24 protein-coding genes and 2 pseudogenes are annotated in these 25,971 nt (G+C 65.2%); 15 read left to right on the forward strand and 11 right to left on the reverse strand.

The features are described 5' to 3' along the window. Positions 1 to 276: 276 nt before the first annotated feature. From FHS82_RS14915 to FHS82_RS14925, 3 genes are read right to left on the reverse strand one after another with little or no spacing between them, the layout of a single operon-like run. Positions 277 to 1,539, reverse strand: coding sequence for an acyl-CoA dehydrogenase family protein (locus tag FHS82_RS14915; RefSeq protein WP_166954257.1), 1,263 nt, complete (start codon positions 1,537 to 1,539; stop codon positions 277 to 279). Beyond that, entirely contained in the window at positions 1,536 to 3,158 is a 1,623-nt protein-coding gene (locus tag FHS82_RS14920) for an ABC transporter substrate-binding protein (protein WP_166954259.1), read from the reverse strand. The genes FHS82_RS14915 and FHS82_RS14920 overlap by 4 nt, the downstream gene beginning before the upstream one ends. 26 nt (positions 3,159 to 3,184) lie before the next feature. Further along, positions 3,185 to 4,534 (reverse strand): LLM class flavin-dependent oxidoreductase, encoded by a 1,350-nt coding sequence (locus FHS82_RS14925; protein ID WP_246225361.1) that lies wholly within the window; start codon positions 4,532 to 4,534, stop codon positions 3,185 to 3,187. A 337-nt stretch (positions 4,535 to 4,871) separates the two neighbouring features. Here FHS82_RS14925 and FHS82_RS14930 point away from each other — a divergent pair, with 337 nt between their 5' ends. After that, the gene (locus FHS82_RS14930; protein ID WP_166954263.1) at positions 4,872 to 6,287 is read left to right on the forward strand and encodes an FAD/NAD(P)-binding protein; all 1,416 of its coding nucleotides are present in this window, start codon (positions 4,872 to 4,874) and stop codon (positions 6,285 to 6,287) included. A gap of 54 nt (positions 6,288 to 6,341) precedes the next feature. Here the strand turns inward: FHS82_RS14930 and FHS82_RS14935 are convergent, their stop codons facing one another. After that, positions 6,342 to 7,370: a LysR substrate-binding domain-containing protein gene (locus FHS82_RS14935; RefSeq protein WP_166954265.1), complete on the reverse strand. Its 1,029-nt coding sequence runs from the start codon at positions 7,368 to 7,370 to the stop codon at positions 6,342 to 6,344. 589 nt (positions 7,371 to 7,959) lie between these two features. Here FHS82_RS14935 and FHS82_RS14940 point away from each other — a divergent pair. The 13 genes from FHS82_RS14940 (at position 7,960) to FHS82_RS15000 (ending at position 20,452) form a co-directional block, all read left to right on the forward strand. Next, on the forward strand, positions 7,960 to 9,531 hold the full coding sequence (locus FHS82_RS14940; RefSeq protein WP_166954267.1) for an FAD-dependent oxidoreductase: 1,572 nt from the start codon (positions 7,960 to 7,962) through the stop codon (positions 9,529 to 9,531). Further along, the gene (locus FHS82_RS14945) at positions 9,528 to 9,866 is read left to right on the forward strand and encodes a 4Fe-4S dicluster domain-containing protein (protein WP_166954269.1); all 339 of its coding nucleotides are present in this window, start codon (positions 9,528 to 9,530) and stop codon (positions 9,864 to 9,866) included. The genes FHS82_RS14940 and FHS82_RS14945 overlap by 4 nt, the downstream gene beginning before the upstream one ends. A 17-nt stretch (positions 9,867 to 9,883) precedes the next feature. Continuing rightward, positions 9,884 to 10,948: an ABC transporter substrate-binding protein gene (locus FHS82_RS14950; RefSeq protein ID WP_166954271.1), complete on the forward strand. Its 1,065-nt coding sequence runs from the start codon at positions 9,884 to 9,886 to the stop codon at positions 10,946 to 10,948. A gap of 53 nt (positions 10,949 to 11,001) precedes the next feature. Then, positions 11,002 to 11,904, forward strand: coding sequence for an ABC transporter permease (locus FHS82_RS14955; protein ID WP_166954273.1), 903 nt, complete (start codon positions 11,002 to 11,004; stop codon positions 11,902 to 11,904). After that, positions 11,897 to 12,688, forward strand: coding sequence for an ABC transporter permease (locus FHS82_RS14960; protein WP_166954275.1), 792 nt, complete (start codon positions 11,897 to 11,899; stop codon positions 12,686 to 12,688). The genes FHS82_RS14955 and FHS82_RS14960 overlap by 8 nt, the downstream gene beginning before the upstream one ends. Further along, on the forward strand, positions 12,685 to 13,452 hold the full coding sequence (locus FHS82_RS14965) for an ABC transporter ATP-binding protein (protein ID WP_166954277.1): 768 nt from the start codon (positions 12,685 to 12,687) through the stop codon (positions 13,450 to 13,452). Before FHS82_RS14960 ends, FHS82_RS14965 begins: the two co-directional genes overlap by 4 nt. Before the next feature lie 239 nt (positions 13,453 to 13,691). Beyond that, on the forward strand, positions 13,692 to 14,678 hold the full coding sequence (locus tag FHS82_RS14970) for an ABC transporter substrate-binding protein (protein WP_166954279.1): 987 nt from the start codon (positions 13,692 to 13,694) through the stop codon (positions 14,676 to 14,678). 18 nt (positions 14,679 to 14,696) lie between these two features. Further along, positions 14,697 to 15,584 carry an ABC transporter permease gene (locus tag FHS82_RS14975; RefSeq protein ID WP_166954281.1) on the forward strand — a complete coding sequence of 296 codons (888 nt, stop codon included), beginning with the start codon at positions 14,697 to 14,699 and terminating at the stop codon, positions 15,582 to 15,584. Further along, positions 15,584 to 16,369, forward strand: coding sequence for an ABC transporter ATP-binding protein (locus FHS82_RS14980; RefSeq protein ID WP_166954283.1), 786 nt, complete (start codon positions 15,584 to 15,586; stop codon positions 16,367 to 16,369). The genes FHS82_RS14975 and FHS82_RS14980 overlap by 1 nt, the downstream gene beginning before the upstream one ends. Beyond that, a complete protein-coding gene (locus FHS82_RS14985; RefSeq protein WP_166954285.1) occupies positions 16,366 to 16,833 on the forward strand; it encodes a 4Fe-4S binding protein in 468 nt (155 codons plus the stop codon). Before FHS82_RS14980 ends, FHS82_RS14985 begins: the two co-directional genes overlap by 4 nt. After that, positions 16,830 to 18,434, forward strand: coding sequence for an FAD-binding protein (locus FHS82_RS14990; RefSeq protein WP_166954287.1), 1,605 nt, complete (start codon positions 16,830 to 16,832; stop codon positions 18,432 to 18,434). Before FHS82_RS14985 ends, FHS82_RS14990 begins: the two co-directional genes overlap by 4 nt. A 13-nt stretch (positions 18,435 to 18,447) precedes the next feature. Next, the gene (locus FHS82_RS14995) at positions 18,448 to 19,608 is read left to right on the forward strand and encodes a uroporphyrinogen decarboxylase/cobalamine-independent methonine synthase family protein (RefSeq protein WP_166954289.1); all 1,161 of its coding nucleotides are present in this window, start codon (positions 18,448 to 18,450) and stop codon (positions 19,606 to 19,608) included. Positions 19,609 to 19,708: 100 nt separating this feature from the next. Beyond that, complete coding sequence (locus tag FHS82_RS15000; RefSeq protein WP_166954291.1) at positions 19,709 to 20,452, forward strand: Clp protease N-terminal domain-containing protein; 744 nt, start codon at positions 19,709 to 19,711, stop codon at positions 20,450 to 20,452. 34 nt (positions 20,453 to 20,486) lie between these two features. Here FHS82_RS15000 and FHS82_RS15005 read toward each other — a convergent pair. The 7 genes and pseudogenes from FHS82_RS15005 to FHS82_RS15035 form a co-directional block, all read right to left on the reverse strand. Further along, positions 20,487 to 20,823: pseudogene (locus FHS82_RS15005) on the reverse strand (formylglycine-generating enzyme family protein); the annotation flags it as partial. A gap of 54 nt (positions 20,824 to 20,877) precedes the next feature. Continuing rightward, a pseudogene (locus FHS82_RS15010) lies at positions 20,878 to 21,252 on the reverse strand (ATP-binding protein); the annotation flags it as partial. A gap of 632 nt (positions 21,253 to 21,884) precedes the next feature. Further along, positions 21,885 to 23,573, reverse strand: coding sequence for a recombinase family protein (locus FHS82_RS15015; RefSeq protein ID WP_166954293.1), 1,689 nt, complete (start codon positions 23,571 to 23,573; stop codon positions 21,885 to 21,887). A gap of 16 nt (positions 23,574 to 23,589) precedes the next feature. Beyond that, positions 23,590 to 23,850: a type II toxin-antitoxin system HicB family antitoxin gene (locus tag FHS82_RS15020; RefSeq protein WP_166954295.1), complete on the reverse strand. Its 261-nt coding sequence runs from the start codon at positions 23,848 to 23,850 to the stop codon at positions 23,590 to 23,592. Continuing rightward, positions 23,847 to 24,266 carry a putative toxin-antitoxin system toxin component, PIN family gene (locus FHS82_RS15025; RefSeq protein WP_166954297.1) on the reverse strand — a complete coding sequence of 140 codons (420 nt, stop codon included), beginning with the start codon at positions 24,264 to 24,266 and terminating at the stop codon, positions 23,847 to 23,849. Before FHS82_RS15025 ends, FHS82_RS15020 begins: the two co-directional genes overlap by 4 nt. Before the next feature lie 79 nt (positions 24,267 to 24,345). After that, positions 24,346 to 24,591, reverse strand: a complete 246-nt coding sequence (locus FHS82_RS15030; protein WP_166954299.1) for a hypothetical protein — start codon at positions 24,589 to 24,591, stop codon at positions 24,346 to 24,348. After that, the gene (locus FHS82_RS15035) at positions 24,581 to 24,799 is read right to left on the reverse strand and encodes a helix-turn-helix transcriptional regulator (RefSeq protein WP_166954301.1); all 219 of its coding nucleotides are present in this window, start codon (positions 24,797 to 24,799) and stop codon (positions 24,581 to 24,583) included. The genes FHS82_RS15030 and FHS82_RS15035 overlap by 11 nt, the downstream gene beginning before the upstream one ends. Positions 24,800 to 25,241: 442 nt before the next feature. On the opposite strand from FHS82_RS15035, the gene FHS82_RS15040 reads away from it, so the two are divergent. Next, positions 25,242 to 25,949, forward strand: coding sequence for a hypothetical protein (locus FHS82_RS15040; protein WP_166954303.1), 708 nt, complete (start codon positions 25,242 to 25,244; stop codon positions 25,947 to 25,949). The last annotated feature ends 22 nt before the right edge of the window (positions 25,950 to 25,971 follow it).

Consider the following 25,971-nt stretch of genomic DNA (forward strand, 5'->3'; position numbering starts at 1 on the left):
GTCTTGCATTGCGAGGCTCGCCGGCTGCGGCGCTCGGACCGTGTCACCGGCCGGGCAGATGGTATGCCTGCCGAAAATAGGATCGGAAAGCGGGCATCTGCGGCGAAAGCTCCATGAAAGCTCCATGTCGCGCCGCCAGGCTAGCCCGACGTCCATGGCGGGAATCTGTCATCAAGTGTATTACTCTTCGGAGGTTCTGACTGGCTCGTTACCCCCCTCGATACGCCACCCTCAGCAAACCGTCATCACCCAGATTCCGACATAGCTCCCGGAAAGTTACTCCTCCCGACCGCCTCTGTCCGGCGTATCGGATCGATGGGCCTTGCTGTCAAAAAGGGTAATGGGTGGCGCGATGCCCGCGAGGATGTACTGCCCGACGTCGCGCTCCCTGTAGCTGACCGGATCGCTCAGCGTATGGGTCCGAACGTTGCGCCAGAACCTGTCGAAACCATAGGAGGATGCCGTCGATCTTGCCCCCATCACCTCGAAAATCCGCGAGGTGACCTCGAGTGAGACTTCGGTCGCCACGATCTTGGCCTGATAGACGTCGCAGGCGACTGCGGCCCTCTGGTCCGGATCGAGCGCGTACCCTGCGTCGCCCGCCCGCTGGAGGCGGTCCCCGATGTCATCGGCAAACGCCTCCGCCGCACCCAGATGCGCCGAAAGGCGGCCGATCGTCGCCGCGATATAGGGGTCCTTCGTTGCCGAAGAAGCGATTGAACCGGGCCACGGACGAGTATGCTCCTTGACATAAGCGACAGCGTGCGTCAGGGCCGCGCGCGCGGCGCCGAGATAGATATTCGAGAAGAACAGCTGGATCCTCGGCGTAGTAAGGTCGAGGTGGGACGGCGCATCGTCGGGCTGTGGCAGAATGATGTCCTCGTCGCGGACAGAGACATCGACGAAATCGACACTGCCGCTCATGGTGAGCCGCTGCCCGAGGTTGTCCCAGTCGTCGTTGATGGTCACGCCGGCACGGCTCGTCGGCACGGAAAGCTGAAGCCGGCGGGTCCCCTCCCCGTCACGCAGGACGGCTGCCAGCATCAGCCTGTCGGAGACGCCGGCGCCCGTGCAGAATGTCTTGCACCCCGACAGCGCATAACGATCGGGGGAAGCGCGTGACAACACGAGATCGGGATCGCGCGGATTGACCGCCGCGCTCCACAGCAACCTGCGCGACGCCGTCTCCCTGATCAGCGCTGCCGTCACCTCGTCCGTGCGGCCGAATAGGGATGTCGCCTGAACGTAGTGATTTCCCAGGATCTGGGCAATCGACATGTCCCCCTCGGCGACGGTGCGCAGGATGCGGAACGCCTGCCGCCAGTTGCCCCCGCCCCCTCCCACCGTACACGGATGGAGGAAGGCGAGCAGCCCTGCCTGACGCAACAGCCCGATTTCGCCATGCGGGGGAGCGGTCTGCCGCTCGCGGGCGTTGGCGGTTTCCGCAAGGCGGACCGCTACCTGGCGCGCGCGGTCAAGGGCGCCGGCGAAACCGGCTCCATTATCGGCACCGTCGGCGGAATCGCATTCCCGGCTCATTCTTTTATGAACACATCGGCCAGATTGCCGCGCAATCCGTCCGCGGTAACGGTGTGGTCGTGGACTTTCCTGTTGAACAAGGTTACCTGCTTGACGGTGATTGTGTTGATGAGCGGGATTTCGCGGGCAACGATCTGCTGGAACCGTGCGAAGAGATCATAGCGCTTCTTTTCGTCAGGTTCGATAGCGGCGGTTTCCAGCAGGGCATCCACTTCGCTATTGGCGTAGTGCGAGGCGTTCGAGAACGGCACGCCCTTGACGAAGCTCTTGCTCCAGTAACCGCGCTGCACGCCGACCGTCGGGTCGAAGGTATTGCTCAGGCCGTTGCTGACGAAGTCGAAATCGCGGTCCGTATAGACGCGCTTGATCCAGGCACTGAGATCCTGGGAGCGGATGGTGACGTCGATGCCGATCCGGGCGAGGTTGTTCTTGAGATAGGCCGCGAGATTCTGGAACTCCGATCCATAGGGCAGGTAGTCGTGCGTGATGCGAAAACGCACGCCGTCCGGCCCCCGTGGATAGCCGGCCTCGTTCAGAAGCGCATTGGCCTTGTCCAGATCGAAGGGATAGGTCTCTACACCGTCGTAGTAGAAGCGTTTCAGCAACGGGCTGATCGGCGACGGCGCCACGATGCCGTAGCCATTGTAGACAACATCGAGGATGGTCTGGCGATCGATGGCATGGGCGATTGCCTGGCGCACCCGCAAGTCCTTGAAATAAGGCTTGTCCAGATTGAACTCCAGCTGGTGCTGATTGGGGCTGTAGCTGTAGCCGTCCTGCGTATACGCGATATGCGGCAGCGCCTGAAGCCGCTTGATCTCGGAGAGCGCCACCGGATTTTCGCTCGCGACCAGCAGTTCTCCGGTTTCGAGTGCCGCCGTGCGGGCGTTGATATCCGCGATGAAGCGTGCGACGAGACGATCGACATACGGCTTCGGCTGGTCCCAGTAATCCGGATTGCGTTCGAATACCGCGCTGGTGCCACGTTCCCACGCCCTGAAGATATAGGCGCCGGTACCGATCGGCGATAGGCTGGCCGGATTCTTGGCCGGGCTGTCGAGGCTGTCGTAGACATGGGCCGCGACGATTGGGGACTCCGCCGCCGAAAGCGCATAGAGAAGATAGGGTGCGGGCTGGGAAAGCGCGATTTCGACGGTATGGTCGTCGGGGGCCCTCAGAGCCTCGACGTTGGCGAAGGTCTGCTTGCCGCGTGGGTGCCACGCTTTGAGCAGCTCGATCGACCGCACCACGTCGACGGCCCGGAACGGCTTTCCGTCGTGCCAGCGGACGCCTTCCCGCAGGGAAAACGTGTAGAGCTTTCCATCGGGCGACACGGTCCAGCCCGTGGCGAGCTGCGGTTGCGGGGTCAGATCGAAATCGTATTTGAGCAAGCCCTCGTGCACCTTCGAGCTGACCCTCTGCTCGGCGCCTGATGTCGTCGCGATGCTGACGAGGGATGTCGGTTCCGGGTAGACGAGGAAGGTCAGCGTCCCGCCATGGACGGGCGCGGCCGCGTCGTCGGCGAACACGACGGAAGGAACCCCGAGAGACGCAAGCAGGGTCACGGAAAGACTGGACTGAAGAAGCTCGCGGCGGCTTCGTGAAAATGTGCTGCTCATGCTGTCACCTGATTTTCGTGTTGACGTCACGCCACCTGACGGTCGATGGACGTGAAATGTTCTTTTCGGGGAATGCCGAGATGACTACGCAATGTCGATCCGGCGTATTCCTTCCTGAACAGACCCCTTTCCTGAAGGATCGGAACGACCTGCGACGCAAACTTCTCGAAATGTTGCGGGTAGAGCGCGGGCAGGACGATGAACCCGTCGGCGCCGCCGGCCCTGAACCATTGCTCCATGACCCCGGCAACCGTCTCCGGCGTCCCGATGACCGTGTGATGGCCCCGCGCACCCGCGATCGCGGTATATGTCTGGCGTATCGTGAGCCGACCGGATCGCGCGATGCCACGGATGAGCTCGAGACGGCTCTGAATGGCGTTGCTCCCGCCGAGTTCCGGCAGGGGCGCATCGGGAGACAGGCCGGACAGGTCGACGCCGCCCAGCAGCCGCGAGAGCATGGCCATTCCCACTTCGGGATCAATCAGCCCCTGCAGCTCTGCGAACGCGCGTTGCGCCTCCTCCTCCGTGTCCCCGACCACGGGCATGAGGCCGGGCAGCACTTTCAGCGCGTCGGCGGGGCGACCCGCCTTCTCCACCTGCTGCCGCAAGCCTGTGCGGAAGGCGATAGCGGATTCCAGATTGGGCTGGGCGGTGAAGACGACATCGGCCGTTCTCGCCGCGAGCTTCTGTCCCGCTGCGGACGACCCTGCCTGCACGATCACCGGATGCCCCTGCGGGGAACGGGCGATGTTAAGCGGTCCCTCGACGGCAAAGTGTTCGTCCCGGTAGCCGGCGGGGAATACGCGCTGGGGATCGAAATACTGTCCGCCCGCCTTGTCGGCTGTGAATGCGTCGTCGGACCAGCTGTCCCAGAGTTTCCTCACGACATCGACGTAGGACTCGGCGCGCGCATATCGTTCGGCATGCGGCAGGTGCTCGTCGAAGCCGACGTTGCGTGCCTCCGCCACGGATACGGAAGTGACGAGGTTCCAGGCCGCGCGCCCGCCGCCGAGATGGTCCAGGGAGGCGAACTGCCGCGCAACGTGAAAAGGCGCCGTGTATGACGTGGACGCAGTTGCCGCAAGGCCGATACGCTCAGTATGCACGGCAAGCGCGGATAGGAGCGTCAATGGCTCCAGATGGACACCGTGCCCCATTCGGCTGGTGATGTGTGGCCCTTGTTCGAAATTGCGCACTGCAAGGCCGTCTGCAAGAAAGACCATATCGAACCGGGATTCCTCGGCTGCCCGGACGACCGCAAGCTGCGTGCGGAAATCCATCCCGGCCAGGGAACTGCTTCCGGGATGCCGCCATGCGGCAAGGTGGTGGCCCGGCCCGCGCAGGAACAACCCGAGATGTATCATTCGTTCCGCCAATCCCGTCTCCCACTACATCCCGAAAGGCCAAAGCACAGCCCGCCCCAGCTCCGGAAAGCGGCTTGCAGCCACGCCTCGCAGCGGACAGACAATCAGGGGGCGTCAACCAGCAATCATTATTTTCGTGGGGAGCCGGGCGCTCAAACCAAAATTTCTATCGGTGCAGAAATTATACTTTCTTGCCGGCAAGCGACGCGCACGTCTACTCAGGGCCGACGATAGCGGCATCCGTGTCACCCTCTTCCAGCTCCACGTCAGGCTCCCGGCACCCGTGGCCCGGCGCTGTCCACGACGGTTGCCGACAGTTCAGCGCTGACAGTATGGAACAATCCAGACGATGACGGCAGTCTCATTCCCTGAACCGCTCTTTCACGACATTCCTTTCTCCGTCGCCGTCGTCGGCGGCGGGTTTACCGGAACCGTATTTGCCATCAAGTACCTTGCCGTCGCGCGGCGCCCCGTCACCATCGCCATCGTGGAGCCGCGCGAGATGCTCGGCGGCGGCGTGGCGTATTCCACACGCGATGACGTCCATCTCATGAATGCGCCCGCGACCGTATTCGGCATTGACAGGAGCGATCCCGAGGGATTTTCACGCTGGCTGGAAACGGCATGTGGTACGGAGCGGCTTTCGGAATGGACCGTCGCCGGCGAAGCCTATCCACCGCGCCGGCTTTACGGCGCGTACGTGCGCTCGGAACTCGAACGCACGGCCACGACTGCCCGCGCCACGGTCCGGCACATCAGGGATGTCGTGACAGACCTGGAGCTGGGCGCGGATGCCGCCACTCTCCATCTTGCCGAAGGCGGAAAGCTATCCGCGCGACAGGTCGTCCTCGCAGTTGGCGTGACCTCGGCAAGACCCGCGTTCGTGACCGGGGAGGCCGGCGCTCACCCCGGCTACGTGGCCGACCCGTGGGAACACGGGGTGCTGGACCGGCTGGCGCGGAGCGGAAAAATCGTCACGATCGGCACCGGACTAACGATGCTGGATGTCGCCGCGTCCCTTGAACGGGCCGGGTTCGGAGGAGAACTCGTCGCCATCTCCCGCAGCGGTCTGGTTTCGGAGGGCCGCCGCAAGGTCGTCAGCCTTCCGGTTCTGGCCGAAAACGAAGAAGCGCCCGACAGGCTGGTCCCTTTCCTGCGGCAGGTGCAGATCATGCGGCATTCCCTTGCTGCGTCCGGCGGCGATTGGCAATCGCTCGTACCAGCGATCAAAGCCCAGATACCCGGGCTCTGGCGGCGCGGGTCATCCCGCGAGCGCCGCAACTTCCTGCGGTTCCTGCGCAGGTTCTGGGAAACTGCACTGCATCGCGCCGCACCCCAGACGGCGGCAGCCGTCGAGCGCTCGCTGGCGAGAGGGCGACTCACGACGTTGAGTGGCCGCATCGTATCGGTTTCGGTCACCAGTAGCGGCGCCCTACAGATCTCGTTGAGGCAGCGCTCCGACGGATCCGCTGTCATCATCGAGGCCGACGCCGTGGTGAATTGCTCCGGTCCCCGCCACGATATTAGCGACGCATCTCAGCCCGCGCTCGTCCGCAACCTGCTTGGAAGAGGGCTGATCGTGCCCGGCCCGGAACAGTTCGGGCTCCTGGCAACCCCGGATGGCCGGGTGATCGATCGCAACGGAAATGTCAGTGATCGTCTGAGTGCCATCGGCCCGCTGATGCGCGGGATTCACTGGGAGTCGAATGGCGCCATCGAATGTCTCGATCAGGCCATCGGCGTCGCGGAAAGGCTCGCCCGGTAAGCCGGCGCACGCGCGGAGGTAATGATCGGGGTCCGGATATTCATCCGGCGCACCTCAGTACGCAGGCGAGTGATGAAGCGCTTCGGACTTCAGCCATTTCCTGAACGTCTGCACGCGGCGAATTTGCGACTTCTGCTTCGTGGTAACGAAGTAGTAGGAAAAGTTGACGCCTGCCGTCTCGCCGAACGGGACAACAAGCCGGCCGGCATCCAGATCCGCCTGCGCCAGACGAGATTTTGCCAGCGCTATGCCCATGCCCGCCACCGCGGCGTCGATGGCCAGCGCTGAGAGGTTGAAGTGCGGGCCGCTGTCACCGGGCAAGATGCCGACACCGTGCCGGCCGAGCCAGACTCCCCAGCTGACGCTGCCGTCCTCGTTCTCTGACGAGTCGTCGTGAATCAGGGGGACCGTGCGAACAATCTCCCCGATAGACAGATTGTGTATCTTCGCATGCAGCGAAGGACTGCACACCGGCACGATGGATTCCGAGAGAATGAGTTCGGAAGCGAGATTCCGGCATATGCCGGAACTGAATCGGATGGCGCAGTCGATGTTATCGTCCGAAAAGCTGCCGAGCGTCAGGCTGGAGTCCAGTTGGATTTCGAGATCGGGATGCTTGCTGCGCAGCCCCGCCAGCCTGGGAACGAGCCACTTGTAGGCGAAGGACGGCGTCACGGAGACGCGTAGCGGCCCTTCAACGGCGATCCGCGTTACATGTTCCACGCCGTCCGAGATCAGGTGAAAGGCCTCCTCCAGATAAGGATACAGCGCCTCTCCTATCTCGGTGATCTGCAAACGGTTGCCATCACGGACGAACAGCTGCGCCCCGAGATGATCTTCGAGCGCCCGGATCTGCATGCCCACGGCGGCCGGCGTCACGTAGAGCTTGTCGCTCGCATTCTTGAATGAAAGCTCACGCGCCACGACGACGAACGTACGCAACGCGGTGAGCGGCGGCAGCTTCGACAGGGAGGGCGGACGAAGCCTCGACGGGCCGGAATGATTTTTCGTGAACGCCGCAATGTGTGAGATTGCCATCTGAATGCGCCAGTCTGGTCGATGCCAATAACGGAAGCTTCCCACAACTCATGATGCCGCATATGGGGAGTCGTCGCGAAGCGGTATTTCAGAAGACGGGCGTCGGCCGTTTCCGCGAAAGCCGGACTATCGCCGAGGACGGATGCAACACCATTGCACGAGCGCTGGTCTGGACGATATCCGGTTCTATCTACCTTTGATCGGCTGGCTGCTCCAATTCCACCATTTATTTAATCAAATACATAGATTTTGTATTTTTTTAAATGAGTGCACGTTGGCTGTCAAGGGACGGTCTCTCGTCCTCATCGGATGTAGACAGAAGCAGGAAATGGAACGGGAGGCAGCGGCGAGAATCTCGCTGACGATCCGTTTCTGCAGGACGAAATAGGCACGCGCCCCACTGATCGTGAGGCTCCCGTACGGAAGGAGCCTATCAGGATGCTGAGCTGCCAAGATGGGTGCATAGCATAACCTCTAAGGCAGTTTACTTCTCTTCAAAAATGAGATAGGCGATAATAATCATAAATATGATAGTTTTAATATAATTTCTGCTGTCACCATCCATTGTCAGGCGTCGCGCTCGTCCATGTCCCTTCCTACCCGGCCAACCAGTCAACGTAACGGCGAACAAGATATGCATCTCGATGCAGACGTGCTGGTGATCGGCGGCGGGCCGGCCGGATGCTGGGCCGGGCTGGCGGCGCTGCGGAGTGGCGCGTCGGTCGTTCTGGTCGACAAGGGCTATGTCGGCACGAGCGGCGCGATGGCGGCCGGCAACAACACGGTCATCGACACGTTGGCGGGCTCCGTGGAACGGCAGCGTTCGGTGGACCAGCGGCTGCGGCTCGGCTGCGGCCTCGCCGACGCGGAGCGGCTGGAGCGCGTGATGGACCACACCCGCGCGAGCCTCGACCTGCTGGCCGAGTGGGATTACCCCTTTCCGCGCCGCGAGGACGGACGGCCCTATCGAGGCATGCTGCGCGGGGTGGATAACCTGCGCTTCCTGCGCCAGCGGCTGATCAAGGGCGGCGCGCGCATTCTCGACCACAGCCCGGCCGACGCGCTGCTGCTCGATGCCGAGGGCGCGGCCGCGGGCGCGACCGGTTTCGACCGCCGCACGGGGGCACGCTGGCGGACGGACGCCGGCGCGGTGGTGATCGCGACCGGCGGATGCGCCTTCCTCAGCGGGGCGATCGGCACGCACAACCTCACCGGCGACGGCTATCTGCTGGGCGTCGAGGCGGGCGCAACCCTGTCCGGGATGGAGTTTTCCGGCCAATACGGCATATCGCCGGTCTTCTCCGGGGTGACGAAGGGCATCATCTATTTCTGGGCCACGCTGACGACCGCGCAGGGCGAGGTCATCGACCCCTCGCGCGACAAGCGCACCGTCGCGCACCATCTGCTGCGCGGGCCCGTCTACGCCGTTCTCGACAAGGCGTCGCCGCGCCTGCAGGAGGGATTGCGCAAGGGCCAGCCCAACATCTTCGTGCCGTTCGACCGCACCGGCATCGATCCCTTCAGGGACAAGTTCGAGATCACGCTGCGCCACGAAGGCACCGTAAGGGGCACGGGCGGACTGCTGCTGACGGACGGCAGGGCCGGCACCGCCGTGCCGGGTCTCTTCGCCGCCGGCGACGCCGCCTCGCGCGAGCCGATGTCGGGCGCGACGAGCGGCGGCGGCGGTCCCAACGCCGCCTGGGCCATCGCGACCGGAGGCTGGGCCGGCGAGGACGCCGCCGCCTTCGCCCGTGCGCTGGGGCCGCGCGCGCGGGAGCGGACGCGCAGGTCCGCGAACGCGCCGGCACCGGGCGCCGGCGCCTCCTCGCGCGTCGCAGCGGAAATCGTGGCGCAAGTCGTGACGGAGGTCCGCAAGGCGATCCTGCCGCTCGACGGCGGCTATTTCCGCACCGAAGCCTCGCTCCTGCGCCAACAGGCCCTCTTTGACGGGCTGTGGCGCGATCCCGCGTGGCGGACGGGCCTGCCCGGAAGCCGCGAGGCGGAGGCGCTGCTCGCGACCGCGCGCTGGGTGACGCAGGCAGCGCTGCTGCGGGAAGAAACTCGCGGCACCCACCGCCGCACGGACCGGCCGCAGAGCGATGACCGCCTGGCGGGTTCCTTCCACCTCCGCGGCGCGAACGAGCCGCGGAGCCTGTTCGCGCCTTTCGCCGAAGAAACCTTCCCCTACCGGAGCGCAGTGCGATGATCGAGCTTGTCAGCAGCGAACGTTGCATCGGGTGCGACCTGTGCGTCAAGGCATGCCCCGACAACGTTTTCGACAGCGGTCCCGACGGCATCCCCGTCATCGCGCGGCAGGGCGACTGCCAGACGTGCTTCCTGTGCGAGCTGTTCTGCCCTGTCGACGCTCTTTACGTCTCGCCGTTCTCGGAGCGTGTCGAGGGCGTGAGCGAGGCGGATCTCGCGGCGCGCGGCCTCCTCGGCAGCTTCCGAGCGGAAATGGGCTGGAAGAACGCCAAGCCGCGCGGAACCCACAAGGATCTCAGCTACCGCATGTTCGAGAGCGGTGCGATCACGCCATGATGCAAGGAACGATCACGATGAGAAAGCTTCTGAAAGCGGCCCTTGCCGCCCTGTTTCTGACTGCCGCAGTGCAGGCCGCCACCCCGCTTCAGGCGGCCGGGAACCCGGATGTCATCCGGCTCGGGGACGTGGGCTTCGGCTTCGGCACGCCGTTCGGCGTCGGGGTGCTGGCCATCGCCGACGCCAAGGGATTCATCGCCGAGGAGTTCAAGGGAAGCGACGTCAAGCTCGAATGGACCTACTTCACCGGCACCGGCCCGGCGATCAACGAGGCGCTGTCCAACAGGCAGCTCGATTTCGCCTCCTACGGCGCGGTTCCCAACATCATCGGCAAGGCCAACGGCCTGCCCACCATCCTGCTCGCATCCTATGGCGGCACGACGATCTTCGGCGCGGCGCGGCCCGACCTGGATATCAAGTCGATCGCCGATCTGAAAGGCCGCAAGATCGCTATCCAGAAGGCGACGATCATTCATTGGGGCGTGATCGACGCGCTGAAGCGGGCGGGCCTGAGCGAGCGCGACGTGACCATCGTCGACCTCAAGAACGCTGACCAGTTGGCCGCGCTTGCCGCGAAAAGCGTCGATGCGGCCTTCGGCGCGGACTTCCTGCTGCCGCTCGCGGACAAGGGGCTCGCGACGATCTTCTACAGGTCGTCCACGGCCGGCAAGACCGGCGACGGCTTCGGCGCCTTCCTCGTGACGGAGAGCTTCCGCGACAAGTATCCGGAAGCGACGGAAAAGGTCGTGCGCGGGCTCGTCCGCGCGGCGGCGTGGCTCGGCGACGAGGCGAACCGCGAGGAGGCCTTCACGATCTGGAACCGCGCCGGCACGCCGGTCGAGACGATCCGCAAGTCGAACGACGGCGGTTCGCTCAAGGACAAGTACAACCTGCTGCTCGACGACTTCTTCCGCAGCCGCTACGAGAGCGCGATCGCTTTCAACAAGGAGCAGAAGCTCACACGCCGCGACGTCGACCTTTCCGCCTGGATCGATCCGACCGTCCTCGACAAGGCCCTGAAATCGGCCGGGCTCGAAACGTTCTGGCGCAAGCGCGACGCGCAGGGCAACGACCTTCCCTGACGTGACGCGGCCGCCCGCACACATCAGCCAATCAACCGGAGACGAGATCGGCCATGCCGCTTGACAGCAAGGCGCTCGACACCAAGGATCGGGCCGGCATCCTCCACCCGCCGCCACTCCCGTGGAACGGGCGGGAGGCGGAGCGCGGCGACGGGGGCAGGCGCCTCTTCCGGCCGGCCGGCGCGGGCCGGCTGCCCGACCGCCTGTTGCCGTTCGCCCTTCCAGGCGCGCTGCTGGCGTCGTGGCAGGCGGTCACCGCGGCCGGCTTTATGCCGGAACAGGTGCTGCCGCCGCCCTCGCTGGTGCTGCGGACCTTCATCGCGTTTCTGGGCGACGGCGAGATCGCGAACAATCTCCTCGTCAGCCTGCGGCGAATCGCCTGCGGGCTCGGCATCGGCGTCGTGACTGGCTTCGCCTTCGGCCTTCTGCTTGGCGTGTCGCGGCGGGCGGAGGCCTATCTGGGGCCGCTGTTCCGCGCGTTCGCCGCCGTCCCGGCGCTCGGCTGGATTCCTGTCCTCATCCTCATCCTCGGCATCGACGAGGCGCTCAAGATCGTGATCCTGTCCAAGGCCTGCTTCGTGCCGATGGTGATCGCCACCCTGGACGCCTACCGCAACATCCCGGCCCGGCTCCGGGAGGCAGCCGACGTCATGCGGCTTTCGCCCCGCACGCGCCTTCTGAAGCTGACCCTGCCGGCCATGATGCCGATGCTGTTCGGCGGCCTGCGCCTATCGGCGGGGCAGGCCTTCGTCTCGCTCATCGTCGTCGAGATGCTCGCGGCGACCGAGGGCATCGGCTACATGATGGTATGGGGACGCACCCTGTTCCAGATCGATATCGTGATGGTCGGCATGGCGATCGTCGGCGTGACCGGCTTCCTGCTAGACGCGCTGCTGCGGCGGATCGAGCGCGGCATCGGCGCGCGGATGGGCGAGCGGACGGGCAGCCATGGCTGAGCAGGCATCGTCCTCCCTGCCGCCGGCGGGCTTTCCGCGCGGTGCGGTCATTCCGGCCGCGCTCGTCGTCCTCTGGGCGGCGCTGACCGAGACGGGGCTGTGGCACGGCCCGCTCGTCGTCTCGCCCTCGCAGGTTCTCGCCGTGCCATTCCTCGACGCGTCGGGCCGTGAAATCTGGGCGGGCGTCGGTGCGAGCCTCCTGCGCCTTGCCGCCGGCACGGCGATCGGCGCCGCGGCCGGTCTGGCGGCGGGGCTTTTCGTCGGCATGTCGCGCCGGGGCGGGCTCGCGCTCTCGCCCACCCTGCATACGCTGCGCCAGATCGCGCTGTTCGCGTGGATTCCGCTGCTGACGTCGTGGTTCGGCAACGGCGAGGCGACGAAGCTCTGCTTCGTGGCCATCTCGACCTTCTTCCCGCTCTTCCTCGCCACGGAGCAGGGACTGCGCACGGTCCCCGCGACGCTGAGGGAGGTGGCGGGGGTGCTGCACCTGTCGCGCCGGCGCACGATCACCGCCCTGCTGCTGCCGGCCGCCCTGCCCTCGATCGGCGTCGGCGTCCAGATCGCGTTGATATCCGCCTGGATCGGAACGGTGGGCGCGGAATACGCCATCGGCAACGGCCGCGGGCTCGGCAGCTATATCGCCAGCGCGCGGGACCAGTTCCGCATGGATATCGTCATCGTCGGCGTCGCCGTGCTGGCGGCCGTCGGCGCGGGCCTCCACTACCTCTCCCGCGCCGCCATCGCCCGGCTCACGCCGTGGAACAGCCCAAGGAGCAGCGCATGACGCCCGTTCAGTCCTCGCCGGCCCCGTCGCTGGCCATCGAGAACGTCCGCAAGACCTTCACCGTCGAGACGCGGACATTCGCCGCACTGGACGACGTGAGCCTGACCCTGCGGCACAACGAGATCGTCAGCATCCTCGGCCCCTCGGGCTGCGGCAAGTCCACCCTGCTGCGGCTCGTCGCCGGCCTCGAAACGCCGGATGCGGGGGCGCTCTTCATCAACGGGCGCAGGCCGGTGGCCGGCCCGGCGCGGGATTGCGCCATCGTGTTTCAGGACCATCGGCTGTTTCCGTGGCTGACGGTGAGCGGGAACGTCGATCTCGCGCTCGATTCCTGCCGCCTCGCGCCGGCGGAGCGGCGTGAGCGCGTGCGCCGCTACATCGCGCTCGTCGGCCTCGGCAGCTTCGCTTCCGCCTATCCCCGGCAATTGTCCGGCGGTATGGCGCAGCGCGCCGCCATCGCGCGGGCGCTGGTCGCGGAGCCGGCGCTGCTGCTGATGGACGAGCCGTTCGGCGCGCTCGACTCGCTGCTGCGCACCCGCCTGCAGGGCGAGTTGCTCGATATCTGGGAGCGCAACCGAGTCACCATCCTGCTCGTCACCCACGATGTCGAGGAAGCGATCTACCTCAGCGACCGCGTCGTCGTGATGCAGCCCAATCCCGGCCGCATCCGCGCCGTGGTCGATGTCGGCCTGCCGCGACCGCGCCAGCGGGAGGAAACGGCGTTCATCGCCCTGCGCAAGTCGCTGCTGGAACTGCTTTCCTGAGACGAATCCGGCATGGCAGCCATGGCCGCCGCTGCAGCCGGGCGGTCCTGCGGGCCGGTGCCGAACACGGAGCCGAGCAGCTTCGTCTTCTCATTTTGAGATAAATTCAGTAGATTTAATATAATTCGCCTTGCGAGACCTTTTTTGGGGTTATAGGATAACCCCATCAATCATCGGCGAAGGTACATCCCGCTATGCATTCATCGTCCGGCATTTTCCGCCTCCCGCGGCGCACCGTCATGACGGCCATCCTCGCGTCCGTCATTGCGGCGGCGGTTCATTCATCGCCCTCCCCGGCGCAGGAGGCGGGCAAGCCTGCCGGACAGGCGGCGCCCGTGGAGCTGAACTTCGGCTTTCCGTGGAACGGCGGCGTGGGCTTTCCGCCCGCGCTGACCGACGCCACTGGCTATGCCATCCACCTCGGCCTCGCAGGGCCGATCCTGGAGGCGCACGGCTTCAAGCTCGGCCGGCAGATCGGCTTCAACACCGGGCCCCTGGCGCTCGCAGGCCTGCAGAGCGGCGAGATCCAACTGGCGCAGACGGGCGAGACGCCGGCCGTGCTCACGGTGGTCAACGGCCAGGCGACGCGCGCGGTGACGATCGGCGCGCCGGCGGGAGACCTGTGGATCGTCGCGCGGAAGTCCGAGGCGGGCAAGCTCGAGGACCTCGCCGGCAAATCGATCGGCGCGGCCTTCGGCTCCAACTTCGACAAGTTCGCGCTGGCGGCGCTGAAGCGCACCGGCCAGCAGGACAAGGTGAAGCTCGTCAACCTGTCGCCGTCGGAAACCTATCCCGCCCTGCAGAGCGGCGGCGTCGCGGCGGTGGTGGCGAGCCCGCCGCAGGCCGTGGGCTGGCTGCGGAAGGACAAGGACGTCCACATCATCGCCCGCGCCCGCGAGGGAGATCCCACGCTCGAACTGAGCGCGAGCGTCGTGGTGACGACCGAGGACTTCGCCGTGCGCAATCCCGGCCTGCAGAAGGCGTTGTGGGAGGTGCAGAAGGCCGGCATCGCGGAAATCCGGAGGGATCCGCAGAAGTACTACACATTCTACAGCCAGAAGACGGGCCTGTCGCCCGAGGAATCCAGCACCGTCGTCCTGCTCAACTTCGCCGACGCGCCGATTGCGCCGGACGGCCTGAAGGTGATCAGGAGCTCGCTGGCGTTTCTCACCGATACGGGCGTCATCAAGCGCAGCGCCGATGTCGACGCCTGGACTCTGAAATAACGGGCCCGGCGGCGGAAGATGAGCAACTCCCATGGAGCGGCGATGACCGGCTGCGCGCCGGCAGGGGCCGGGGGCGAGGCGGCGGGACGGCGGGGCGGATACCGGCTCGTATCGCCGAAGGCCGCCCGCGCCGCCCGGCCATCGGCGGCGGCGGACATCGCGATGCGCGCGCTCGTGCCGGCGGCGGCCGTCGCCTTCTGGTGGCTCGCCTCGCGGCAAGGGTGGATCAGGCCGCAATTGCTGCCCCCGCCCGGCGATGTCCTGACGGCGTTCCTCACGCTGATGCAGAACGGCATGCTGTGGGACAATCTCTCCGTCTCGCTCGCCCGGGCCGGCGTCGGCTTTCTGATCGGCATCGCGATCGCGCTGCCGCTCGGCATCCTGGCCGGCCTCTACAGGCTCGGCGACCAGTTGATCGACCCGACCCTCCAGATGATCAGGACGATACCGTTTCTCGCGGTCGCGCCCCTGTTCGTCGTCTGGCTGGGGATCGGCGAACCGCACAAGATCGCGCTGGTCGCGCTCGCCTGCGCGGTGCCGTTCTACCTCAACACCCAGGGCGGCGTGCGCCAGGCGGATCCCGCCATCCTGGAGGCGGCGCAGGTCTTTGGCGCCTCCCGGGCGGAGGTCGTCTGGCGCATCATCCTGCCCAACGCGCTGCCCCAGATGCTGATCGGGCTGCGGCAATCGATCGGCCTCGCCTTGCTCGCGCTCGTTCTGGCGGAGCAGACGAACGCACCCAAGGGCATCGGCGCGCTGGCGCTCGCGGCGCAGCAATATTTCGAAACCGACATCCTGCTGGTCTGCATCATCGTCTACGCGGTCTGGGGGCTGGTCGGCGACGGCATCGTGCGCTTCCTCGAAGCCGTCGCCATGCCCTGGCGACGCAAGCGGAGAGAAGCGTGATGCCGGATGCGATCGACGGGAACGGCGGGCGCGACCACGGCGTCCTGGCCGTCGACATGCGCGGGGTCGGCAAGAGCTTCGGCGCATCGCCCATCCTGCGGGGTTTCGACCTCGCGATCGAAAGGGGCTCGTTCGTCGCCCTGCTCGGCGCGAGCGGCAGCGGCAAGAGCACGGTGCTGCGCATCCTGCTCGGGCTGGAGGACATCGATTCCGGCAGCGTGCTGGTGGCGCCGAACCGCACGGTGGTGTTTCAGGACGCGCGCCTCGTCCGCAACCTCGACGTCAGCGCCAACGTCTTGATCGGCCAGAAGAGGACCGCCGCCGCGCGGCAGGTGGCCGTGCGGGCGCTGCACGAGGTGGGACTGTCGCACCGCCTGCACGCCTGGCCGCACACGCTGTCCGGCGGCGAGGCGCAGCGCGTCGCCCTGGCGCGCGCGCTGGTGCGCGAGCCGCAGCTTCTGCTGCTGGACGAGCCGTTCGCCGCCCTCGACGCGCTGACCCGCATCCGCATGCAGCAGTTGGTGGCGGAACTCTGCGACCGCCACCAGCCGGCGGTTCTCCTCGTCACGCATGATGTCGACGAGGCCCTGCTGCTCGCCGACCGGGTGGTGATCCTGAGGGAAGGCGCGCTCGCGCTCGACCGACCCGTGCCGCTGGGCCGGCCGCGCAACCGGAATGCGCCCGGCTTCGCGGCCCTGCGGCAGGAGCTGCTGCAGATACTCGGCGTGAACGACGACGTCGGCGCCGGCCCGCAAGCGCCCGCGATCCGGGGGGCGGCGGAATGATCGAGCTCATCAGCGCCGAACGATGCACCCTGTGCGACCTCTGCGTCGACATATGCCCGACGGACGTGTTCGAGCTGAGGGAGAACGCGCCGCCCGCCATCGCGCGTCAGGAAGACTGCCAGACCTGCTACATGTGCGAAATCCATTGCCCGGCAGATGCGATGTACGTCGCCCCCCGTCGCGAGCCGGCGGCCGAGGAATCCGTTCACCGCGACGAGAGCCGACTGGCGGCTGCCGGCATTCTCGGCAGTTTCCGCGCGCGCCTGGGCTGGGGCAAGGGCAGGCGCCCCCCGCGCACCTTCGACGAGGCGCTGGCACTAGCCCGCACCGGACCGGGAGCGGGACCGGGACCGGAGGGCATGTCCGCGCCGGACGCGGCGCATGAGCGGGGCGAGGCCCTCCCGCAAGGCGCCCTGCCCCAAGGCGCCCTCCCTCACGGCGACGAAGGCACGGCAGACCGATGAACAGCGACATCAGCGATGGTCTCGCGCTGGAGACCGACGTGCTCGTGATCGGCGGCGGACCCGCGGCGACGTGGGCCGCGCTGACGGCGCGCGAGGAAGGCGCCCGCGTCGTCCTCGCCGACAAGGGCTATTGCGGATCCAGCGGCGTCGCGGCGCCGTCGACCATCGGCCACTGGTGGGTGGCGGAGGAGAACCGCCCCGCCGCGATGGCCGAGAAGGCGCGGGCCGGGGGCTATCTCTCCGATCCGGCGTGGATGGCGCGCATCCTCGATGAAACGTGGCGCACCTGGCCCCGCATCGCCGACCGGAGGGGATACCGCCAGGGCGACGACGGGGACGCCGGCGCGCAGCCCCTCGTCCAGGGGCCGGTCTACCTGCGGGAGATGCGGCGCCTGATCAAGCAGGCCGGCGTCACGATCCTGGATCATTCCCCGGCGCTGGAGCTGCTGGCCGCCGATGGCGCCGTGTGCGGCGCGCGCGGCCTGCGCCGCCATGCCGCCGGCCCGTGGCGGGTCCATGCGGGCGCCGTCATCCTGGCCACGGGCGGCTGCGCCTTCAAGAGCGGATGCCTTGGCGGCAATGTCGCGACCGGCGACGGCTATCTCATGGCGGCGGAAGCCGGCGCCCGGCTGACGGGCATGGAGTTCAGCAACTATTACGGGCTCGTTCCCGTCGGCTGTTCCATCGACAAGAACGGCTACTACCTGCTCGCAACCTATTACGACGAACGGGGCCGCGAGATCGACCGGGGCTGGAGCCCGCCGGCGGGCGTCGTCGGCACGGCCATCGCGCGGGCGTTCATCGAAGGCCCGGTGTTCGCCCGCTTCGACCGCGTCGCGCCGCAGGACCGGCTCGCCGTCAGGGCTTCCCAGCCCAACCTGCTCATCCAGTTCGACCGCCTCGGCATCGATCCGTTCACCGAGAAGTTCCGCATAGAGCCCATCATGGAAGGTTCGGTGCGGGGCACCGGCGGGGTCGTCGTCGCCGACGAGACGTGCTGGACGGGCGTTCCCGGCCTGTGGGTGGCGGGCGACACCGCCTCCCGGCAGCACATCACCGGCGCGGCCAGCGGCGCGGGCTCGGCGAACGCGGCGTGGACGGTCTCGTCAGGGCGGTGGTCCGGGAAAGCCGCCGCCCGGCATGCGCGCGAGCGCGGCCGCCCGCGCGGGCATCCGGCGCCGGCCGCGCCCGAGGGCCGGAACGGCGCGGCGGCCCGGCCCACCACGGAAGCCGGCGCATTGCAGCGCCTAGAGAAGCTGATCGGCGCCGAGGTCCACCCGCTGGAGAAGAACGGCCTTCGCTCCGCGACGGGCATGACGGAGGCGCTGGGCCGGCTGGAAAACGGCTGGGACCTGCTGAGAAACGGCCTTGCGGCCGACGACGTCCGCGCGCGGATCCGGCTGCGGGAGACGGAGGCCATGCTCGCCACGGCGCGCTGGTCGTACATCGCCGCCCTCGCCCGCGAGGAGACGCGGGGGATGCATGTCCGCGCCGACTTCCCCGCCACGGAGCAAGGCCAGCACCGGCAACTCATCCTGTCCGGGATCGACGCGCCCGTGCTGGAGGCCGTGCCGGTCGCACGGAACGATTTCGGACAATGAACGGGAGAACGAGATGAGCCACAGCGCAGAATACATCAAGAACCTGCGTGTCGACCATGTGGGCAGCCTGCTGCGGCCGCAGGCGCTGAAGGATGCCTTCCGGGATCACCGCACGGGCACGATTTCCGCCGGCGAGCTGCGCGCCCGGCAGGATGAGGCGATTGCGCAGGTCGTCCGGGAGCAGGTCGACCACGGCCTGCCCATCGTCAACGACGGCGAGTACCGGCGCCAGGTGTTCCTGCAAAGCTTCTCGAAGGTCGCGGGCTTCGAGGAATGGGAGAACAGGGAGATCCCCAAGCGGGAGAATGCCAAACCCGCGGATGTCAGACCCGCGGAACACGCCCACGACGGCGCCTGTTGCGGATATAGCCCCGTGCCGCTTCCCCTGCGCCGCGCGACCCGCAGGCTCGAACTCGTCAACAACGACATTCTGGACGAATATGCCTTCGTGAAAGGGCTCACGGATACGCCGGCCAAGGTGACGCTGATCGGCGTCGACCGCATCATCCACGGCTACGGCAAGCCGCAGCCGCAGGACATCTACCCCTCGCTGCAGGCTTTCATCGACGATCTCGTGCGTATCCAGCGGGAGTTGATCGCGGGCGTCGCCGCCGCCGGCTGCCGGTATGTCTCGATCGACGAGCCGAGCCTGACGGGCTATGTCGACCCCGCCTCCATCGCGGAGCAGATCGCGCGCGGCGAGGATCCGGCGCAGAATCTGAGCCATGCGATCGCGGCGGACAACGCCGCCATCGCGGGGCACGAGGGCGTCGTGTTCGGCGTCCATCTGTGCCGGGGCAACCGCCAGAGCCTGTGGCACCGCGAAGGCTTCTACGACGGCATCGCGGAGCGGCTGTTCAACGAGCTGAACTTCGACCGCTTCCTGCTGGAATACGATACGCCGCGCGCCGGCTCCTTCGCGCCCCTGCGGTTCGTGCCCAAGGGGAAGATCGTCGTCCTCGGCCTGATCACGACCAAGGTCGGCGAACTCGAAACGGCCGACGGCCTGATCCGCCGCATCGAGGAAGCGTCGCAATACATGCCCGTCGAGCAACTGGCGCTCGGCCCGCAATGCGGCTTCGCCTCGGTGATCGAAGGCAACCTGCTGACGCCGGACGAGCAGTGGCGCAAGATCGACCTCATGCTCGACGTCGCGAGGCGGGTCTGGCATTGAAGCCCGCGTGCACGTTGCCCGCGCGCCTGCGGTGGGTTAACAGGGGAACCGGTAGCCACCCGTCAATCAGGAAAGCAGGTGCTGCGGCGCCGGGACAAGCATGCCGAAAATAAACGTCTACCTGCCGGACGACCTGTTCGAGCAAGTCAAACGCGCCAAGCTGCCCGTATCGGCGATCTGTCAGGATGCTCTTTCGGCGGCGCTGCGCACGATCGCGGAAACGCTCGAATCGGCGAACCCCCCGCAGCCGCCGCTGCCCGAGGAGCCCGATCTGGGCATCCGCCTCGGCCAGCACGTGCGCGCGATCGTCGCCATCGCCTATCCGATCGCGGCCGAGCGCGGTTCGCCGACCGTCGAGGCCGAAGACATCTTCGCCGGGATCATCGAGCAGGGCGAAAGCCTGCTCCTCCTCCTGCTCGAACAGTTCGGGTTTCCGCCCCACCGGCTGCGCGAGGCGCTGGAGGCCGCGTCCCGGGCCGGACGGCCGCCGATCGACCCGGCGGAGGTCCGGTTGTCGGACGATGCCCGCGGAATCCTCGCCCGCGCAGCGGCCGAGGCGAAGGACGCGGGCGCCGAGATGCTGACAGGCCGTTACCTGTTCCTGTCCCTCGTGAAGGAGCGGGAAGGTGTGGTCGCCGAAGTGGTTGAAGCCCTCGGCCTCGCCCATACGCTGACGAACGCCGTCTTCGACACCAGCGATGCAGGTGTCGCCTACGGCACGCACGGAATCGCCATGCGCAAGCGCGACGTGATCCTCGAGACCATGTGGTCCGACATTCGAACGAGGCTGGACAGGATAGAGGAAAAGCTCGGAACGGACAGGAACGGACACTCCAAACACTGATCCGTGCGTTGCGCCCTTTTAAGTCGATTTTCTTTCATGTAAGGGCGCTGCGCACCGCTCCATCCCTGCGCGCGCAGCCGAAGCCGACATGACTGGTCGGAGGTATCGACGGGTTGGGCATGGCGTGCGGCGGGGCGGTAGCGGCGGCAGGAGTTGGGGGCGCAAAGGTGAGAACCGCCCTTCAGCACCTTGCGGGGAATGGGGTTGTGCGACCGGACGGGATCGAGACTCGCGTCCGCCGAACCACCGCGAGGATTGACAGGCACGCAGCATGCCGTCCGCGCGTCCGCGGGATGGCCGGGCGACCAGAAATCCGCCGTCCACTCCCACATGTTGCTTATCATGTCATAAAGCCCGTAGCCGTTGGGCGGTGTCAAGTGAACTGCAAATTTGACCCCTTTGGGGAACTGACGAACTGACCCCTCTCATGCTGTGGCGTTTTCGTTTGTCTTGAGCGCAGGTCCGGCCTTCTGCAGAAGGCCGGACCTGCGCTTTTCGCGAAGCCGGTAGCTGTCGCCGCGGATGGTGATGACCGTCGAGTGGTGAAGCAGGCGATCCAGTATCGCCGTTGCGACGACGGGATCCCCAAAAACACTTCCCCATTCGCCCACGGAGCGATTTGAAGTGATCAGGATTAAGCCCTTCTCATAGCGTCGGGACACCAGCTGGAAGAACAGATGGGCGGCGTTGGCCTCGAACGGCAGGTACCCGAGCTCATCGATAATGAGCAGCCTGGGCCGGGCAAGCTGCGTCAATTGCCTGTCGAGCGTGCCATCGTCGTGAGCCTTGCTCGACAGCGCGCAACAAGGGCACCTGCGACAACCGTTTGACCATCAGCCAGTCAGTGCTGGAAGAGCGCGTTCTGAGCGCCCTGCACAATCGTCTGATGAACCCGGAAATGACCAGGCTGTTTTGCGAGGAATATGTCTCGGAAATGAACCGCCTGCGCATGAACGCGAACGCGGACCTCGCGAAAAACCGCAAGGAGCTTGAAAAGACGGAACGGGCCATCCGCAAGCTGGTCGAGGCGATCAAGAACGGCGTCGATCCGCCGCTTATCAAGGATGAGATCAACGGCCTGTCCGCTAAGAAGGACACGCTGACGGCAAGCCTGAACCAGAAAGAAGAGGTTCCGGCCTTCATTCATCCAAGGATGGGGGAGCGTTACGCCACGGCTGTGCGAGAGCTTATCGCGTCTTTGAACGATCCCGATCACCGCGATGAATCGGCAAAGATTCTGCGCGGCCTGATCGACAAGATTATCCTCACACCGAACGGGGATAGAAGCGCCCTTGTCGCTGACCTGCACGGCGATCTGGCAGGTATCCTGCAAATCGCCCAAGGCGGCAAAGGGATTAAACTGAAACCACGGGAAGAGCTGAACAGGAGGCAGATTTCCGAGATTGAGCAGGTCGAAACCCTGACAAACTCCCTAGAAACCTTTGATTTCCGTACCCTGCCGGGTATGCAGGTCAAGATGGTTGCGGGGGCTGGCTTCAACCTTTGTCCTAACTTCCCCCGGTCGCTGCCGGTGTTCCGCCTCAACGAAGTCAAGAATGCCGAACAACTCGCCGCGTAGCTTGGCGTGAACCTCGCCGCGCTTCTCGCCGGGCATAAGGACGACTTCCTCGATCAGCGAACGCAGTTCCTCGGCGGCAATACGGCCATCGTCATCGTTGTGCAGGGCATCGGTGAATTGCTCCACCCGGTTGCGGTAGATGCTGGCGATATTGGGATGCACGTCCGGCGTGTCGGCCGGTGCTTTCATCTGCCGGGCGACGATCTCCGCCTTCTGCCGTTCCAGCTCGTCCATGCGCGCTTTCATCGACGGCTGATACATGCCGTCCTCGATGGCCGCGATGATGCCGGTGATGGCCCGCTCGATCTTCTCCAACGCCTTGCGATCCTGCTCACCCTGCGCCCGGCGCTCCCGGTTGAGGCGATTCATTTCCCCGGCGAAGGCACGCACGGTTTCCTCGACGACGCGCGCAGAAATCAGCCTGTCTTTCAGACCGGACAGAACACGCTCCTCGATCTTCGCGCGCGGGATGGTCCGGCCATTGTCGCAGGTGCCGCGCCGGTAGTGATTGAGACAACCGTAGCGGTCGCGCATGATGAGGCCGTATTTGCCACCGCAGCAGCCGCAGGTCAGCAGGCCGGAAAGAAGGGAAACGGGCCGCTTCTTCTCGTGGAGCTTCCGGGCCTTCGCCTTCCTGACGCCCTCGGCGGTCGCCTCGAACTGGACGGCGATGTCCTTCTGCCGCGCGCGAACCGCGTTCCAGAGTTCATCATCCACGATGCGCAGATGCGGAACTTCGCTCCTGACCCACTTCTCGGGCGGGTTGATGCGCGACACGCGCTTGCCGGTGGACGGGTCTTTCACGAAGCGCAGGCGGTTCCACACAAGGACGCCGGCATAAAGCTCGTTGTTGACGATGCCCGTGCCACGCGAGACATGGCCGCGAATGCTGGTGTCGCCCCATGCGCGACCGAGCGGACCGGGAACGCCGGCCCTGTTCAGATCAACCGCGATGGCCTTGGGGCTTTTGCCGGATGCGAACTCGCGAAAGATGCGGCGGACGATTTCCGCTTCCTCGGGAACGATCTCGCGGTCGCCACGGATCGGCTCGCCATTACCGTCGAACTTCTTTACAACACGGTAGCTGTAGCAGATACCGCCGCCCGCCTTGCCCTTCTCCACCCTGCCCCGCAAGCCACGCCGCGTCTTATCGGCAAGGTCTTTCAGGAACAGGGCATTCATGGTGCCTTTCAAGCCGACATGAAGCTCGGAGATTTCGCCCTCGGCCAGAGTGACGATGGTGACGCCCGCGAATTTCAGGTGCTTGTAGAGGGTCGCCACGTCCGCCTGATCGCGGCTGATGCGGTCCAGCGCCTCGGCCAAGAGGATGTTGAACTCGCCATGCTGCGCATCGCGCATCAGTCGCTGGATGCCCGGTCGCAGGATCGTGCTCGATCCCGATATGGCAGCATCCTCGTAGGAGCCGACGATCTCCCAATGCTCCCGCTGCGCATGTTCCCGGCAAAGCCGGAACTGGTCCTCGATGGACGCCTCACGCTGGTTGTCGGACGAATAGCGGGCGTAAAGGGCAACGCGGGTCATGGCGGTCTCCGTTCGGTCAGTCCTTGATGACATCCTTCGGCATCGGCGGCACGTCCGGCGCACGATCCAAAAGCCTCGTCAGATCGCCTTGCTTCGCCGTGCCTGCGCGTGCCTTGAGGAAATCGGCGGCTGTCTCCACGGCTCCAATCTTCTGCGCAACCGCCGAGACGATCCATTGATTGAGTGACACGCCGTCTTCCATAGCCAGACGTACCGCCGTCTCCTTGAGCGACTGCGGCAGTTGCAGCGGGTACTTGTAGCGTTGGGTCTGCGTCATGTGTTCAATCTCCTGACGATCTCTCCCGGCGTTGCAATGGTGACGCCCAGCTTGAGGGCCGGGCGGAAGTCCTTGACGTTATGCGTCACGATGGCCTCGGCCTGTCCATTCAACGCGGCCTCCAAAACCATTTCATCGGCGACATCGGACAACATGGGCCGCGTCCGAAACGAAATATCGATCCCCTCGGACACGGCCGCGAGCGCGCTCATCACCGCCGCGACATCCTCCAGACTGTGCCCCGTCACGATCCGGGTTTCCTCGCGGCACAGCACCGCCTCATATTCGAGAAACAGCGCCGTAGAACAAAGCGGCGTCACCATGCCCCGATCAACAAACCGCAACAGCAGGTTGCTCGCGCCGTTGCGGCTGCGGAACGCGGCCACAATCACGTTGGTGTCCAGAACCAGTCTCATGGCAACAATATAGAGACATCTCATAAGATGTCAATTCTTTGTGCAATTGAAATTGCCTCCCGTCCATGCCGCCGTCTGGTCAGTCCTCATCCTCGGCTCCCGGCGATACCTCATCTTCGGCCGGAGGTTGGTTATCGTTTTCTGCCTGCAATGCCTCGAAATGCTCCCGCGCGATTTGGCGTCCAATCAGGCGGGCGATGGTCAGCACCACTCGGTCCAGCCGTTCGGACGCATCGGTCTCGCCTGCGGCCCCCTGGCCCTCGGGCGGGCGGTTGTCATTCGCCGGTTTCTGTTTCCCGTCACCGCCCACGCGATCAGAAGTCATCGAAGTCGAACTCGCCGCGTGGCCGCCATCCGGCGGGGTTTGCCACCCAGCGGTTGATGTCGGATTCATGCCATCCTGCGCCGTTGGTGCTGATCTTGAGTTGAGGCGGGAATGTGCCCTCTGCGATCTTGCGGTAGATGGTGGACCGGGACAGGCCGGTGCGGGCGAGGACGGTGTTCAGACGGATGATACGGTCTGGCTGACGCATGGTCGCGCTGCCTCCTGCTGACTGTTTCTGACGGCTTCTGGTCCAGTCAGAACAAGCAGTTGCGCACGCGCAAGAGTATTTTTCGCTCCGTCGTACTATAGGATACAATCGGCGGTAAAAAGGATGGTTGTATTAGCCGGTCTTCCATCCCCCTCCAGACAAATGCCCTGAGGGAATGCCAGTTCTGGCCGAAAGGAAAACCTGATCCGATCTGGATTACGATGCCCCGAGATTGACCGAGACGAAGCCCGATCACGTCCGCAGGAGGATCGCCAGCGCTCCCACCAAGCCTTACTTGCTTCCTCACGCTTTGCCGGGCAGTGAACGGGACTGTCAAGGCTGGCGCGGAACGCGCCACCGCGAAGCGGCTGCGGTCTTGACAGCCCGGCTCAGGTCCGGCCCCATGCAGGGAAGCAAGTAAGGCTTTCTCTGGATCGGAACGGTGGCGGTCTGCGGACAGGCTGCTTCTGCAACAGCCGATTGGAAAGCAGACATTTGGCCGCTGTCAAAAAAAGTACGCTTCCATACAGGCGACTTTCAGGCATCTATAGTGGAGCAGCTGCTGTTCATTGAGCTGCGACATTGCAAGGATTGGGCACAAATGGCCTATGACGAGGGGGAGCACGTCAAAGAGGTCTTTGCCTACTTCGGCCGAGCATATTACGAAGCAGGCGTGTTGGAAACAGGACTATCTATTGCACTTATGCAGATTGATTACCTTAGTCGCGTCCGTGATCAATATTTGGCTGATCGGGGAAGATCATTTGATCGGACACAGTACGAAGCTGAATTCGATCGCTTCATGGAGAACCAACACGCGCAGACACTAGGTAATCTGATTAAGCGCGTTTCGACATTACCCGAGCTTAGTGATAGCCTAAAAGAAAGGCTCAGGGATGCCAAAAAGCGCAGGGATTTCTTGGGCCATCACTACTTTAGGGAAAGGGCAGTCGAGTTCAGCAATCGCACCGGCCGCGACAAGATGATAGCGGAACTGCACAATGACGGTGATATGTTTGAAGCGATCGATCGTGATCTTTACGCTGAATTGGCTCCAATCCGTGAGAAACTCGGAATGAGCGGCGAAAAATTCCAAAAATATCTTGCGCAGTTTTACGCTGCACACGGCGTCGACTCTTCGACGGAATAGCCGACGCTGCTAATGGGGACAT

This window comes from Pseudochelatococcus lubricantis, from assembly GCF_011762225.1.
Taxonomy (GTDB): Bacteria; Pseudomonadota; Alphaproteobacteria; order Rhizobiales; family Beijerinckiaceae; genus Pseudochelatococcus; species Pseudochelatococcus lubricantis.